Here is a 13,960-nt window from a genome sequence, read left to right as displayed (position 1 = left end):
TTCTCCGCGCACCCGGCCACGTTCGGCGTCTTGCCCAGGACCTCCTTCGCTCGCTCCTTCTGGAGGCACAGTTCGCGTTTGCCCAGCGCCAGAAGCTTCTTCTTCTCGCACTTTTCCTCGTCGGTTGCGGCGAGGGCGGCGGTGGTAAACGAAAAGGCCAGCGTCATCACGGCGGCGATTCTCAGGGTTAGAATCTTCATCGGGTTTCCTCCAGGTTGTGGTTTGCGCCGGTTGTCCGGGCTTTCAGCGAAGCCTACAGCGTCTGCGCAGTGGCGGTCAATATACCGCTCAAGGGTGCCGAAAAGCGCTGCGATACGTCGCTCCAAGGGCAATCGCGCAGCTACCCGAAAAACGCCCAATCCAAAAACCCAAGGACTACAGGAGGTAATCAATGCCGGGGGCGGGACTTGAACCCGCACGGGGCTTACGCCCCAGAGGATTTTAAGTCCCCTGCGTCTACCAATTCCACCACCCCGGCGAGGGCCTGCATTTCTTCTTTTACGTCCTGCTGGTGCCGATTGCGGCGAAGCTCAGGGCAGGTCAACGATGCGGAGTCCGCCTTTGCCGTTGCCGGATAATCCGACCTTGCCCGCAAACAATGCTTCGAGACGTGCGCCGGCTATATCGGCACGCCAACCGTTGGTCAGTCGGCCGCTCTCGCGACCCCAGGCCAGCGCCTGGATGTCGGCGCGGGTAGCGAGCATGGATGGCTCGATGCCCGTCTCGGACGAGATCTGGGCGACCAATGCCTGCCCCAGGGCCAGCGTGGCTCCGAGGTCGTCGCCGGGCGCCTGTCCCTTGGGGGGGCGTCTGAGGTCATCTGGTTGAAGCTCGCTTCCCTTGGCGACTGCCTCCAGGATTCCTTCTTCAGCCCCATTTTTGCCGTAGCGGCCGTCAAAGCCCCGCACGCGACTGAGTTCTTGCGAATTCATCGGGGCGCGCTGGACGATGCTTGCGAGGCCAAGGTCCGGGAGGACGAAGCGTGGCGGCAAGTCGCGCTTTTGGGCAGCGCGCTCACGCCATGCCGCCACACATTGGGCAACGCCGACATTCTTGCCGCGAAGGTTACGGGAGCCTTTGATCTTCCACCACGCGGTGTCCGGATCCAACGGAGCGACGTTTTTATTGCGGACGCGCTCGCATTCTTCTTCGATCCATTCGCGAGTTCCGTTTTTGTCCGCCCGTGACAGCAACTCCCGGCGCATCGGCAGGAGGTATTCGACGTCGGATGCGGCGTACCGAATTTGGCCCTGGTCCAGGGGTCTACGGGTCCAGTCCGTCAAGCGGTCTCCTTTGGGGAGATTCTTGTTCTCGAGCGCTTGCACCAACCGCGCAAGTGAGGCGAGGCCCATCCCGAGGAAGGCGGATGCGATTTGTGTGTCGAACAGACGCCGCGGTACTCGCTGGCAGGCGCGGTAGAGTACCTCGAGGTCCTGGTCCGCCGCGTGGAGGATCGCAAGCGCGTCGCTTTCCAGCAGCGTTCGCATGCTCTCGAGGTTCAAGGGCAAGGGGTCGATCACTACGATGGTCTGATGGCCATCTTCTTCCCACGCGATCTGCAGCAGCGCCAGGTGCGGGAAGTAGCTCTTCTCGCGGTGGAATTCGGTATCCAATGCGTATGCGTCAACTCCGGCGAGTTTATGCATCAGTGCATCGAACTCTTCCTGCGTATCGATCCAGCCTATCTCGGACATGCTTGTTGCCTACCTCGCTGTCCTGCGCAAAAGAGGCGGCGGCCGGATTTGAACCGGCGAATAAAGGTTTTGCAGACCTTCCCCTTAGACCACTTGGGTACGCCGCCTTGCGCAGGCTCCGGCACATGTCCGGCAAGAGGGAATTACCACAGGAAGCCGGACTGGGCTAGTGGGCATTCTCAGGGTTTGGAAGGCGGAGTCCTGCCTGCCTTCGCAGAGGGTCGCTGATCATTTGCGCGCCGCATGGCATCGCTGAGGTGGGACCTTGCGACCGCTGCCCACTCGCTCCCGGGCTCGAGTTCGAGGAATCGTTGCCAATGCTGTTGCGCCAGAAGCCAGCTCGAGAGTTTCTCGGCGACCAGAGCCAGATTGAAGTGAGTATCCGCGTAGCCGGGCCATAGATCGAGGGCCGCACGGTAGGCACGCATTGCGCCCAGAAGGTCGCCAAGTTCATCCGAGGCATTGCCGAGATTGAAATGAGTCCGGGGGTTGGAGGGGTCGATCGCACAAGCGCGACCGTAGGCTTCCTGGGCCAGATCAAAGTGACTCATCTCGTAGTACACGTTGCCCAGATTGATCAGCGAAGGAACGTGATCGGCATCGATCTCCAAGGCTCGCTTATAGGCCGCGATTGCAGTGGGAAAGCTCGATCGGTCTCGATCCGCGCAGAACCCGACATCGAACCATGCATCGGCGGAATCCTGATCGAGTCGCAGGTCAATTCGTTTCGGCCGGGGCCGCACGTCTTCTGTCGGAAAGCGAAAGGAGTACTGTCCTTCGTTGGCGGGCGCGAGCCGGACGATGATCTGAGGCATGCGAAGGCCGACAGCAAGATACTTATCAACGAGACGCAGGACCCGAAGGTCCTGAAATCTATATCCGGCTCCGTTGGGCAAACGCACGGGCGCAAGAAGCCCATGGTCTTCCAGCGTGCGCCTTCTCTGCCACGTTACCCGCGGATAGAGTCTGGCCGCCTGCGCCGAGGGGAGAAGATCTTCGAGGTCGCGTGCCGGCTCCGGGGCCGCACCCTTTAGAGCCTGTCCGACAGACTCCAGAAATTGTTTCTCGGTAAATACCCGGGCGGATGTCTGCTTGCTGCGTTGGCTACCGCCGGCCACAACCAGAACCTCGGGATCCTGATCGACAGCGATGCCACCGGAGCGCCGGACCAGACGACGCGCCTCCTTCTGGTCGCACGTGAGAAGCCTTCCGACGAACGCCACCCTTTTACCCGAGAGCGACAGCTCCCCGGCTTGCTCCGTTTTTGCGCTAACCTGTCCCACGACAGGATATCGGATCGCCTAGAATCCGTGCGAAGTCAATCCGGACGCAAGGCACTCCTGTGCGGGGTCATCCTCTTTGGCCGTCTCGGCGTGGCGAATCGCGTCCCGCATGGCCCCTTCGGGTGTGTCACCGGCACCGTGCACGCCAAGTTCGGGCACCTCGGCGTCGTACTCATGCGAGTCGTCCCGCCACTGCACAACGATGCGATAGCGAAATGGTGGAAGTGGCCTGGTCTTGGTTTGCGTGTCGGTATTTTGCGCGGATTCTCCCGGTCGGCCCTTGGCTTCATTCACCACCAGACGTCGCCCGCGATAGGAGGTTTCGTTCAATTCCTCGATAGCCCGTGCCAAAACCGAGGGGTCCTGCATTTCCACAAATGCATATCCCCGGCTTCGTCCGGTTTGGCGGTCAGTGATCACGCGGATATTGGAGATGTCGGAGTACTTTTCGAAAATTTCGCGAAGGTCGGCTTCGGTTGTGGTGAAAGGGAAGTTGCTGACGAAAAGAGTGTTCGAGGACATGAACGAAAGTTAGCACGACTCGAAACGCCGAAGGTAGCAAAAAAAAGAGGAGAAGTGCGAACTTCTCCTCTTTTGTTTCGCATAGTGAGAGCGGGTGACCGGGGTCGAACCGGCGACCTCAACCTTGGCAAGGTTGCGCTCTAGCCAGCTGAGCTACACCCGCTTATCCGAGACCTCCTTTAGAGAAGTCTTTCCAACCATTCAACTACGGAGAGGGTGGGATTCGAACCCACGGTACCGCGTAAACGGTACACGCGATTTCCAGTCGCGCCCATTCGACCACTCTGGCACCTCTCCAAACACCGCCAGGCCCATCGGGACCCACTAACGGAGAGGGTGGGATTCGAACCCACGGTGCCCTTTAAGGGGGCACACACGATTTCGAATCGTGCGCCTTCAACCGGACTCGGCCACCTCTCCTGCGGAGACGGGAGAAATAACCCCCCGAAAGGAGGTCTGCAAGGCGGGGCCGGTCGTCATTTTTTACGGCGCTCGGCAAAGAATGTTCGGAGCACGGCCGCACAGGCCCCTTCGAGGACTCCCGAACGGGTCTCGATCCTGTGATTCAGGGCACTTTGAGCGGTCAAATCGACCACCGAGCCGGCGGCGCCCCCTTTTGGGTCGAAAGCTCCGAAAACAATCCGTTTCACGCGCGCTTGCAGCGCTCCACCGAGGCAGAGAGCGCAGGGCTCCAATGTGGCATAAAGCGTGGTGCCCGGGAGCCTGTTGGCTCCCACACGTTGGGCGGCGCGGCGAATCGTGAGAATTTCGGCATGGGCCGTCGGGTCGCAGAGCTGTCGTGGTGCATTATGGCCGCGGGCCAATTCCTCGCCGTCGGCTCCGACAAGCACGGCCCCCACAGGGACTTCGCCGGCGGCGGCCCCCTCCTCGGCTTGCGCCAGCGCAATCCTCATCCACATTTCGTCGTCGCGTTCGGCCATCCTTGGCAGAGTTTAGCGCCGACAAACGTGGAATCGCCACCGAACACGAAATCTTGGCAGGGTGGTGACGCTAATGCTACGGAAATAAAAGAAAATTGAGGAGCATGAATCGATGAACAAGGCCCAGGCAGCGACGCAAACAACACCCCATCCTTTGGCGGGCACCCGCATGACCGGAGCGGAGATGGCCGTACAGGTCCTCGCCGACGAGGGTGTCGACGTTGTTTTCGGATACAGCGGCGGTGCGATCCTTCCGACCTACGATGCGGTCTTTCGCTTCAATGATGGCAAGGAACCCGACGATCAAGTCCGACTGGTCGTGCCCGCGACCGAACAGGGAGCCGGTTTCATGGCCGCAGGCTATGCCCGCGCCAGCGGCAAGGTCGGCGTCTTTATCGTGACCTCCGGGCCTGGCGCGACCAATGCTGTCACCCCGATTCGAGATTGTCATGCCGATTCCATTCCCTGCGTCCTGATCACGGGTCAGGTGCCCCGGGCCGCAATGGGGACCGATGCCTTCCAGGAAGCACCTGTTTTCAATATTATGTCGGCCTGCGCAAAGCATGTCTTTCTGATCACGGACGAGAGCAAGATCGAAGAGACGATCCGTACCGCATTTGAATTGGCAAGGACGGGGCGACCCGGTCCGGTGGTGGTCGATTTCCCTCGCGACGTTCAACTCTGCGAGGGAACCTTCAAGGGGTCCGGTCTGCTGGAACTGCGTGGCTACGACGAACGCATGGATAAATTGGCTGGAGCCCGCCTCTCGGATGAGGTTGGCGGCGATTTCTATGATCTGCTGGCTCAGGCCGAGCGACCTCTGATCTACGCGGGCGGTGGCGTGCTCAACGCCGGCGCCGCCGAAGCGCTGCGGGCTTTCAGCGAGCGTTTTCAGATTCCCGTGGTCACAACCTTGATGGGAATTGGTTCGATGGACACAACCAGTGATCTATCCATGCATATGCTGGGCATGCACGGCGCAGCATTCGCCAACTATGCTGTTGAGGATTGCGATTTCATCTTTGCAGTAGGTTCACGGTTTGACGACCGAGTTGCGGGCAAGGTGCACGAGTTCGCGCCGGGCGCGCGGATTGCGCACCTGGATATCGATGCCTCGGAAATCGGCAAAGTCAAAGGAGTCGATTGGGCCTATGTCTGCGACGCGCGTGCGGGATTGCAGCAGTTGCTGCTGGCAGGGAATAATTTCAACAAGGACTTCTCGCCCTGGTTGGAGCATGTTCGCGGCCTGCGTGCCGCTCATCCCTTCGCCTATCGCCACGACGCACCGATCTTGCAGGCAACGGAAGTCCTCGACACCTTGAATGATCTGACCAAGGGCAATGCGATCGTGTCGACAGGTGTCGGTCAGCATCAGATGTGGGCGGCGCAGTATCTCGACTTCCACGAACCGCGGTCGTTCCTGACTTCGGGCAGCATGGGAACCATGGGCTTCGGATTGCCGGCAGCCGCAGGGGCCCAGCTGGCACACCCTGACAAGCTCGTGATCGACGTGGATGGCGACGGCTCGATTCGAATGAATCTGGGAGAATTGGAGACGCTTACCACCTACGGGATTCCGGTGAAGGTTCTGCTGCTCAATAATTATGGCGACGGTATGGTCCACCAATGGCAGGACCTGTTCTACGCGAATCGCTATTCGGGTTCTGACAAGCAGTTGCATCAAAAAGACTTCGTGAAAGCCGCCGAGGCGGATGGTTTCGGCTTCGTCCAGCGGGTCAGCGAACGATCCGAATTGCAATCGACCCTTTCGGACTTCCTGAAATTCGAGGGGCCTGCCTTCCTCGAGGTGATCGTGGACCTCGCCGAACATGTTTACCCGATGATCGGGCCCGGCATGGGCTACAAGGATATGATTACCGGTGAGCACATTCAGGCGCGTGAGGCCAAGGAAGTCGTCGTCGACAAAAACGCCGGTTTCTGAATCCGGCGATCCGGATTCGTGTGATCATCAGGAGGGTCGGTAGCTCATCACGAGGTGGGCAACCGCGTCCTCAGCCTCGGGATTATGGTAGCTATGCGGCAGGTCTGCGCGAAAGAAAAGCGTGTCTCCCGCGTGGAGAGTAGCGCTCTTTCCCGCAGAGCGAATGACGAGGGTCCCCTGCAGCATGGTGATATGTTCGAACGTGTCATCGGCGTGCGCTTCGGCCTCTTCGGCAGCACCCGGATGAAGCGTGAACTCATAAACCTCGGGCGCCCTGGGGTCGCCTTCCAGAAAAAGGACTCGCGAGCGAAAACTGCCCGTTGACGATTCGATAACCCGCCCACGATCCGCATGCTGGATTCGAAAATCGGGGTCGCCCCCTGCCGTGAGCATCGTGTTGGCCAGAAGGCGTCCGAAGGGAACCTCGAGTCCGGTGGCGAGATTCCATACCGCTCGGAGACTTGGGACCGCATTGCCCGTCTCCAGCGAGCGTAGAAGCTCGGGTCGGATGCCGGTCCGCCGGGCGAGTGCCGCCAGGTCGATATTGCGCTCCTCGCGAATTCTTTCCACGTTCTTGCCCACAGCGAGGCCGAGATCGCGGCCCGCTGGGCTGTCCGGCCCGCTCATCGCATCGCGCCGCTGTGCGCGCACCTCGCTGACGAGGGCATCGTTCAAAGAATCGCTCATATAGCTCTTCTACCTGCCTCGGCTTCGGATGGGAATCGATCGCGGCACGGAAATCAGGGTTCGATCGTCTCGACGGTCCTTCGGAGGAAGAATGCGGGAATGGCAGCACAGGCAAGAACGATCGTATAAGCCTGCCAGGCGGCAATGTAGCCACCAAAATTATCAAAAACGGCAGCTGTGAACCAATTGCCGACAACCGTTGCGCCCATGCAGAAAACCATCGCGAATCCCATGATCTTGCCGATGGCCGCATCCCCGAACATTTCGCTCAAGGTCAGGGCAAGCAGGGCCACCCCTCCGGCATTGGCGATGCCGTAGAAGAATGCCCATCCATACAAGCTCCCTTCGCCTACGGGCATCCACAGGATGACCGACGAAAGCATCAAGGCGATCACGACGCCGAGAAGCGTGGTACGTGCCGTCAAGCGCTCCGAGATCCAGCCGATCAGGATCGAACCGAATCCGCCGACCACGGTGCTGAAGCTATAGAGCCAGGCGGCTTCGTCGGCGCGGCTGCCCATATCTTGGCGGAAAGCCGGAAAATGGAACCCGATCGACGTCACGAACGAGTAGATCCCGATGTAGGTAAGGATCAAAAGCCAGAGACGATGGTCGCGCCATGGGATTTCGGTGACCGCAGGCGGCGCGTCGGCGGCGGCCGAATCACCGCTCGCGTCGTCTCCGCCGCCCGGATTGCTGGTGCTTCGACCCTCGTCTTTGGTCAAAACGCTCCAGATCAGGACGGCCAGAACGAAATAGCCAATCGACAGGGAACTGAGCGCGCCCCGCCAGCCGTATTCCAGGAGCAGAAAGGCCGAAAGGGAGTGCACGAGGCCCGTGATGAGATTGTCGCCCCCGTTCAGAATCCCGATCGCGAGCCCTTGCCGTTTCCGGAACAGGCGAAGCACCAACGCCGAGCCTGCAACCGAACCTATGAATGCCTGCCCAGGCCCGATGAGGACGTTGGAGGCGAAAAAGAAAGGAAGCGTCTCCATTCGCGAGAGAGAAACGACCCCGAGACCTACCAACCCGGCACCTGCCGTCAGGACAGCTCTGGGGCCCCAGCGATCGGCAAGTGCCCCCGCAAAGGGGATGATCGCCATCATCAGCAGAAGCCGAAAATTCACGGCCTGCGCATATGACGAGCGGGACCACGACAGGTCCTCCGTAATCGTCTTCATCAGCGGAGAGATTCCGTAATGCAGCATTGAGTGGCCACTGACCGCAAGTACGCCGACGGCCAGGGCTATCCAGGCACGCCAACTTTCGCCGAGTGGGCCTACCCGGGTTTTTGTCTCCATGGAATTATCCGCTGCCACGCATATGGCTGTACCGTGAGATTGGATCGGACCCAAGCGTCCTGAGACGTTTTTCCGCCGATAGGATATGCCTCTGGTCTTTCCTCACGAACTGGTCGCCAGCGCGGTAGTGCCTCAGGGCGTAGCTTCTACACCTTCACGCACGACCGTCGGTGCCTTCGCCAGGTGCACATCCAAAGCGCCACGCTCTGCTTCGACTCGGAAGCGCACCGGGATCGGCCCCAACTCGGGGCTGTGCGTCTGGAGCCATACGAAAACCCTTGACGGGTCCTCCTCGGGACGGTCTTCACCGCGCCATTGGCCGCCTTTGAGGTCGAAGCGCACACGACATAGCCGCCCCTCACCGACCCAAGGGTCGTTGTCAGATGGCGGAATCGTGGTCGGGCCCAGGTCTTCGTAGAGGAGATCGTATCGACGCAGGCCATCGAAGACCGGCCATCTCCCCTGACAGCGACCGCCTTCGGTCAGGCTCCGTGACAGTTCGGCAACCGCGGTCAATGGGTCCAACGTGCCGCGTTGCTGGATCGTGGGTACAGGTGCCCGGTCACCGTCAGAGAGGATTTCGCCCCGAATCGCGACCTTGGGGCCATTCGCCTCGTAGGCCACATCGACCTCCTGAACTTCGCCCCGAAAATGACTCCGGCTATGGTATTCCTCGGGCCGGAGTCGGGCCCCCCGGACTTGTCCCCAAGCTTCGGATCGGGCTTTCCACGGGAAGAAGGTGTCGATCACCCCGACTGTCTCGGCCTCTGTTTCCATACGGTAGGTGCCGGCGGTATCCAGCCGGGATGTCGATGTGAAGGTGAGAATGTGCAGAAATCGCCAATGAAGTTCGTACTCCAGAACGACCTTGGGGGCGCGCGCCGGGTTCTCGGCTGCCTCAGGTGTGCCGGTGGCCAGAAGTCCCGTGAGCAAAACCAGGCCCAGCGATTTGGAAATTCCACCCAATCTCGAACTCATAGGTGTTTTTTATGACGGGAGCGCAGGCGGGTCCAGTGGTTTCGGTAGATGGACAAAGATCTCTCTTGCGATTCCAATTCGTGGGTGGGAGCATAAGGTATGTCGCCGTGGCGTGCGGTCTTATCCCGCGAGGAAATTCGTGATCTGGTCACCCTTCGTGACCATAGAGCGTTACTTTCCCTTGTTTTGAACTGGTCGATTATCTTCGGCTCGCTAGGTGCGGTGGCGCTCTGGCCCCACGGGCCCACGTGGCCACTGATTCTGGTCGCAGCCACGTTCCTGATCGGGGGGCGCCAACTGGGACTCGCGATCCTTATGCACGATGCTGCCCACCACGCGCTCTTTTCGAATCGGACACTAAATGACTGGGCGGGAAACTGGTTGGCGGCCTTTCCGACATGGACGGATGTCGGCCCGTATCGAGATTATCACCTGCAACACCATGCGAAGAACTACACTGAGCATGATCCTGATATCGGCCTGACGGTGCCCTTCCCTGTCACGCGGCAAAGCCTCCGAAGAAAAATTATCCGAGATCTATCGGGCCAGACCGGTTGGAAACGCGTCAGGGCTACATTGAACCGAGATTTGGGTCGCAGCCGAGGCCGTCAGGCGCGCACGGTAGGCGGATTGCAAAATCTGCGCGGTGTCTTGCTCTCGAACTCGCTTCTTTTCGTGATTTGCGTGCTCGCCGGTCATCCCGCTGTATATCTGGTCTGGGTGCTCGCCTGGATGACAACGTTTCAGCTCGCCACAAGGATCCGTGCCATCGCGGAACATGCCATGGCTCCGGACCCGCAGAATCCCTTGCGAAATACACGGACGACTCTCGTGAACCCGCTGGAGCGGCTCCTGTTTGCGCCCAATGGCGTGAATTACCACCTGGAGCATCATCTCCTCATGACCGTGCCGCACTACAACCTGCCGCGGCTGCACCGAATGTTGCGCGATCGGGGCGCCCTTGAACAAGCTTGGATCGAGCCCGGCGGCTATCGCGCGGTTCTTGCCAACGCGGCTCCGACCGCCTGATCGTGGGCCCTCGAGGAAGCTAATCGGATAGGGCGTCACGGCCAGCATAACGAGCGGCCGTGCCGAGTTCCTCCTCGATTCTCAGGAGCTGGTTGTATTTCGCCACCCGTTCGGAACGGCACGGTGCCCCGGTCTTGATTTGCCCGGCATTCGTGGCAACTGCGAGATCGGCGATGAACGTGTCTTCGGTCTCGCCGGATCGATGCGAGATCATCTGACGGTAGTCTCTCGAAGCCGCTAGCGCGATGGTCTCCATCGTTTCGCTCACGCTGCCGACCTGATTGAGTTTGATGAGGATGGCACTGGCAACGCCTTCCTCGATTCCGCGCTCAAGACGTTCCTTCTGCGTCACGAAAAGGTCGTCGCCGACGAGCTGGCAGTGGGTCGGAATCGCTCGTGTCAGGGCGCCCCATCCCGCCCAATCATCCTCGCCCAACGCGTCTTCGATGGAGCGAATCGGGTATTTGATGACCCAATCCTTCCATAAGGCACTCATCTCGGCCGAGGTCAGCTTCTCACCGGTGGTCCGCTCGAGGCTGTAGTGGGCGCCGTCAAAGAACTCCGTCGTCGCCGGATCGAGGGCCAGGACGATGTCGGTCCCCGCCTTGTACCCTGCGGTATCGATGGCCTGCAGGAGAAGCTCGGGTGCATCGCTGTTTCGGGCCAGAGCCGGAGCAAATCCGCCCTCGTCCCCTACTCCCACCGAGAGGTTCTTGTGGTGAAGAATCGATTTAAGTTCGGCATAGACCTCACTGCCCGCCCGCAAGGCCTCTCGGAAGCTGTCAAAGCCGATGGGTGCGATCATGAATTCCTGGAAATCGACGCCGCCGACCGCGTGGGCACCACCATTGAGGACGTTCATGAAAGGCACCGGGAGAGTGACCGCGCCATCGCCGCCGAGCGAGCGATAGAGTGGCAGCTTCCGGCTCGCGGCCGCGGCTCGAGCGTTCGCCATCGACACTGCCAGAATCGCGTTCGCGCCAAACTTCTTTTTTAGCGGTGTTCCATCGGCATCCAGCATGGCCTGATCGACGGCGACCTGATCATGCGCATCGAGTCCGACGACGACATCGAGCAGCGGACCACGGACGTTGGCTACGGCCTTTTGCACCCCGGCGCCCCCGTAGAGGTTCGTGTCGCCGTCGCGGAGCTCCAGAGCTTCATGCGCGCCGGTCGAAGCTCCGCTTGGAACAGCGGCGCTCCCGAGGGTACCGTCTTCGAGAAGGACATCGGCCTCGACGGTGGGTTTGCCGCGGGAGTCCATGATCTCACGTGCGCGGATCGTTTTGATACTGGAAGCAGGCATTTGAACATTCCTTGTTTGTGCGGGAGGGCCCGTGGATCGGCTCGCCCCGCAGTTATTCTGAACTTATAGGGATTCAGCTCGATTCGGGCCAGCCGGGAAATTCCTCGGCAATCGAGAAGAAGTCGCGGTAAAATCCCAACCTTTCTTCGACTCGATCCCGGGTTGTCTGGTGATTGGCTGGAGCGGTTGCCATCTCGTCGTGTTTGCCATGGTCGGCCGCCGCGTGGAAGTCCTTCATTTCGTCGCGCAAAGTTGTGGGCATCGACTCGCCGAAGGCCGTGAAGCAATCCTCGGCGATATCGATAGGGTCTGTCATATAGTCCCGGAAGCGTATGTCCGTGACGGGCAGGTCAGGGAATTGCATTCTGGTCCGGATCGAGGATCGCAGCAAAGACTCGGTCCGGTCGAGCCAGAGTTGCCCGACCTGAGGAGACCGCCGCGCTCCGCGCGCCAGATGTCGATGTCGAAGGACATCCAGGGTCGTTTTCTGACATACCCATTGGGGGTCGCGGTGAACATGGACGATGCGAGCGTCGGGAAATACACGCAGTAGAATCTCCAACTGGTCGATATGCTGAGCTGAATGCAAGATCCACCTCTCGCCACCGCGAAGCCATTGCAATGCCTGCAGCAAGAGCCGAAGTGTCTCATAGGCCGGGCGCTGTGGCTGTGTCATACGCCAGCGACGATAGGCAGGATTCTCATATTTCATCTCCAGCAAAAGAGATGAAAATTCGATGCCCATAAGTTCCTGTTCATCGCCATATGTCGCTTCTGTTGCGCCCGGCTGCACCATCCAGGGACTGGTCAACGCGAGCCGACGTCGTCTCTGTGCCTGTCGGTGGCGACGTTCTCGCTCGGGAATATCCAGGTCCGGTTCAGCCTTGATGCTTCGGGGCAATGGCTCTCGAGCTTCCCATGCCGGGAGGCAGCGAAGCGCTGGGTGCTCGCAGAGCAGTCGGTGGAGGTGGTCGCTCCCCGAGCCCGGCAGGCCGAGAATAAAGATCGGCGCATCGATCGTCTGGTTATGGATCTCCGGGTGTCTTTTGATCAGGTCATGCAGTCGGAGTCGGGTACGCAGCAGGCGCCGAACATCATGATGGAGGCGGTAGCGCCCGAGGGGGTGATAGTCATCGGCCCTATCCGGCAGCGACAGAAGATTCTGCAGGGGGGCGTCGAATCTGTCGTCGCCAAAGTCCGAGAGGCCCGTGCGCTGCGATACGCGCTCCTTCAGTTCTTGTGCCGAGAGAGGGAAAAGCCTTTGTGCCCACGGGCGAAGGCTTCGATTGGCGATCCGCACCGGAAGGCGTAAAGCCTGTCCGGGCGCAGCCTCGGGAAGCGATTTTGCTCGCACGGGAGACTTGTCGGGCGACTGCGCAGAAGACACACCCGCGCGATATCAGATCGGATTCGGCGGCGCACACCCCGGGGCCCCGATGTGGTAAAGGCTGCTAGTTCAAACGCGCGGAGCGTAGCCGAAGTGCATTCCCGATGACGCAGATGGAACTCAGAGACATCGCCATTGCGGCGATCATAGGGTTCAGAAGAATCCCGAAACTCGGATAGAGCACCCCGGCAGCTACCGGGACACCGGCCGCGTTGTAAATGAAGGCAAAGAAGAGATTTTCGCGGATGTTGGCGCGAGTCGCCTGCGACAGCCTCCGGGCGGCCACAAGAGCAAGCAGGTCGCCGCTCAGCAGCGTGAGCCCGGAGCTATGAATGGCCACATCCGTTCCGGTTCCCATGGCGACTCCAACTTCGGCCTGGGCAAGCGCAGGGGCGTCGTTGACGCCGTCGCCGGCCATCGCAACAATCTTTCCCTCGGCCTGCAGGCGAGATACGAGGGCCGATTTGTCTCCGGGAAGCATGCTCCCCTCGAATCGTTCGAGCCCCAGTTGTCGGGCAACCGCTTCCGCAGTCGTCGGGTTATCTCCGGTGGCCATCACCACGGAAATTCCGAGGTTCTCGAGTTCGCGCAAGGCCTGCGACGCGGTCTCCTTGATGGGATCGGCGACGCCCAGAACGCCCACGATACGTCCATCGATCGCTACGAGCACGACGGTCTCGCCTTGTTGACGCAAATCACTCGCCTGATCTGCGATCTGGTCCGGGTCGGCGATGTCCGGACCGATCAGGCGTTCGCTTCCGACGGCGACTTTCCGCGAGTTCACGGTGCCGAAGACGCCAATCCCGGGTCGCGAGACGAAGTCCTCGACCGCCGGTACGGCAATATCTCTGGCTTTGGCGCCCGCCACAATCGCCTCCGCGATGGGGTGC

At 60.3% G+C, this 13,960-nt stretch carries 13 protein-coding genes and 5 tRNA genes; 2 read left to right on the top strand and 16 right to left on the bottom strand.

The window, feature by feature from the left end; all coding sequences use genetic code 11:
• From P8K07_02635 to tadA, 10 genes are all read right to left on the bottom strand, one after another.
• Positions 1-200 (bottom strand): hypothetical protein (locus tag P8K07_02635; protein ID MDG1957415.1); only part of this gene is annotated, 200 nt, incomplete at its 3' end.
• Positions 201-392: 192 nt separating this feature from the next.
• Positions 393-478, bottom strand: a tRNA-Leu gene (locus tag P8K07_02630).
• 52 nt (positions 479-530) lie between these two features.
• The gene (locus P8K07_02625) at positions 531-1,694 is read right to left on the bottom strand and encodes a ribonuclease D (protein ID MDG1957414.1); all 1,164 of its coding nucleotides are present in this window, start codon (positions 1,692-1,694) and stop codon (positions 531-533) included.
• 33 nt (positions 1,695-1,727) lie between these two features.
• Positions 1,728-1,801, bottom strand: a tRNA-Cys gene (locus P8K07_02620).
• A gap of 72 nt (positions 1,802-1,873) precedes the next feature.
• Complete coding sequence (locus tag P8K07_02615; protein MDG1957413.1) at positions 1,874-2,917, bottom strand: tetratricopeptide repeat protein; 1,044 nt, start codon at positions 2,915-2,917, stop codon at positions 1,874-1,876.
• Positions 2,918-2,995: 78 nt separating this feature from the next.
• Complete coding sequence (locus P8K07_02610) at positions 2,996-3,499, bottom strand: hypothetical protein (protein ID MDG1957412.1); 504 nt, start codon at positions 3,497-3,499, stop codon at positions 2,996-2,998.
• 89 nt (positions 3,500-3,588) lie between these two features.
• A tRNA-Gly gene (locus P8K07_02605) sits at positions 3,589-3,662 on the bottom strand.
• A 45-nt stretch (positions 3,663-3,707) separates the two neighbouring features.
• Positions 3,708-3,796 (bottom strand) — tRNA-Ser (locus P8K07_02600).
• 31 nt (positions 3,797-3,827) lie between these two features.
• Positions 3,828-3,919, bottom strand: a tRNA-Ser gene (locus tag P8K07_02595).
• Positions 3,920-3,975: 56 nt separating this feature from the next.
• Positions 3,976-4,440 carry a tRNA adenosine(34) deaminase TadA gene (gene tadA / locus P8K07_02590; GenBank protein ID MDG1957411.1) on the bottom strand — a complete coding sequence of 155 codons (465 nt, stop codon included), beginning with the start codon at positions 4,438-4,440 and terminating at the stop codon, positions 3,976-3,978.
• A gap of 112 nt (positions 4,441-4,552) precedes the next feature.
• Between tadA and ilvB the strand changes: the two genes are divergently transcribed.
• Positions 4,553-6,382: a biosynthetic-type acetolactate synthase large subunit gene (gene ilvB, locus P8K07_02585; GenBank protein MDG1957410.1), complete on the top strand. Its 1,830-nt coding sequence runs from the start codon at positions 4,553-4,555 to the stop codon at positions 6,380-6,382.
• Positions 6,383-6,409: 27 nt separating this feature from the next.
• Here the strand turns inward: ilvB and P8K07_02580 are convergent, their stop codons facing one another.
• The 3 genes from P8K07_02580 to P8K07_02570 all read right to left on the bottom strand — a co-directional run bounded on the left by P8K07_02580 (position 6,410) and on the right by P8K07_02570 (position 9,348).
• The gene (locus P8K07_02580; GenBank protein ID MDG1957409.1) at positions 6,410-7,069 is read right to left on the bottom strand and encodes an XRE family transcriptional regulator; all 660 of its coding nucleotides are present in this window, start codon (positions 7,067-7,069) and stop codon (positions 6,410-6,412) included.
• A 53-nt stretch (positions 7,070-7,122) separates the two neighbouring features.
• Positions 7,123-8,370 carry an MFS transporter gene (locus tag P8K07_02575; GenBank protein ID MDG1957408.1) on the bottom strand — a complete coding sequence of 416 codons (1,248 nt, stop codon included), beginning with the start codon at positions 8,368-8,370 and terminating at the stop codon, positions 7,123-7,125.
• A gap of 132 nt (positions 8,371-8,502) precedes the next feature.
• Positions 8,503-9,348 (bottom strand): DUF3108 domain-containing protein, encoded by an 846-nt coding sequence (locus tag P8K07_02570; GenBank protein ID MDG1957407.1) that lies wholly within the window; start codon positions 9,346-9,348, stop codon positions 8,503-8,505.
• Between the two features lie 99 nt (positions 9,349-9,447).
• Between P8K07_02570 and P8K07_02565 the strand changes: the two genes are divergently transcribed.
• Entirely contained in the window at positions 9,448-10,377 is a 930-nt protein-coding gene (locus tag P8K07_02565; GenBank protein MDG1957406.1) for a fatty acid desaturase family protein, read from the top strand.
• 19 nt (positions 10,378-10,396) lie between these two features.
• Here P8K07_02565 and eno read toward each other — a convergent pair whose 3' ends face one another.
• The 3 genes from eno to P8K07_02550 all read right to left on the bottom strand — a co-directional run.
• Complete coding sequence (gene eno, locus P8K07_02560; protein MDG1957405.1) at positions 10,397-11,683, bottom strand: phosphopyruvate hydratase; 1,287 nt, start codon at positions 11,681-11,683, stop codon at positions 10,397-10,399.
• Positions 11,684-11,756: 73 nt separating this feature from the next.
• Positions 11,757-13,070, bottom strand: a complete 1,314-nt coding sequence (locus P8K07_02555; protein MDG1957404.1) for a sulfotransferase — start codon at positions 13,068-13,070, stop codon at positions 11,757-11,759.
• Positions 13,071-13,134: 64 nt separating this feature from the next.
• The coding region (locus P8K07_02550; protein ID MDG1957403.1) for an HAD-IC family P-type ATPase at positions 13,135-13,960 on the bottom strand (826 nt) is incomplete at its 5' end.

Source organism: Candidatus Binatia bacterium (genome assembly GCA_029248525.1).
Lineage (GTDB): Bacteria > Desulfobacterota > Binatia > UBA12015 > UBA12015 > UBA12015.
Note: the sequence above shows the minus strand (reverse complement) of the source record. Positions and strands in the feature narration are given on the sequence as shown.

Bases quoted from the DNA above. Each gene is read 5' to 3' on its own strand.
- P8K07_02625 (MDG1957414.1), bottom strand. From the start codon at position 1,694: ATGTCCGAGATAGGCTGGATCGATACGCAGGAAGAGTTCGATGCACTG.
- P8K07_02610 (MDG1957412.1), bottom strand. From the start codon at position 3,499: ATGTCCTCGAACACTCTTTTCGTCAGCAACTTCCCTTTCACCACAACC.
- tadA (MDG1957411.1), bottom strand. From the start codon at position 4,440: ATGGCCGAACGCGACGACGAAATGTGGATGAGGATTGCGCTGGCGCAA.
- ilvB (MDG1957410.1), top strand. From the start codon at position 4,553: ATGAACAAGGCCCAGGCAGCGACGCAAACAACACCCCATCCTTTGGCG.
- P8K07_02580 (MDG1957409.1), bottom strand. From the start codon at position 7,069: ATGAGCGATTCTTTGAACGATGCCCTCGTCAGCGAGGTGCGCGCACAG.
- P8K07_02575 (MDG1957408.1), bottom strand. From the start codon at position 8,370: ATGGAGACAAAAACCCGGGTAGGCCCACTCGGCGAAAGTTGGCGTGCC.
- P8K07_02570 (MDG1957407.1), bottom strand. From the start codon at position 9,348: ATGAGTTCGAGATTGGGTGGAATTTCCAAATCGCTGGGCCTGGTTTTG.
- P8K07_02565 (MDG1957406.1), top strand. From the start codon at position 9,448: ATGTCGCCGTGGCGTGCGGTCTTATCCCGCGAGGAAATTCGTGATCTG.
- eno (MDG1957405.1), bottom strand. From the start codon at position 11,683: ATGCCTGCTTCCAGTATCAAAACGATCCGCGCACGTGAGATCATGGAC.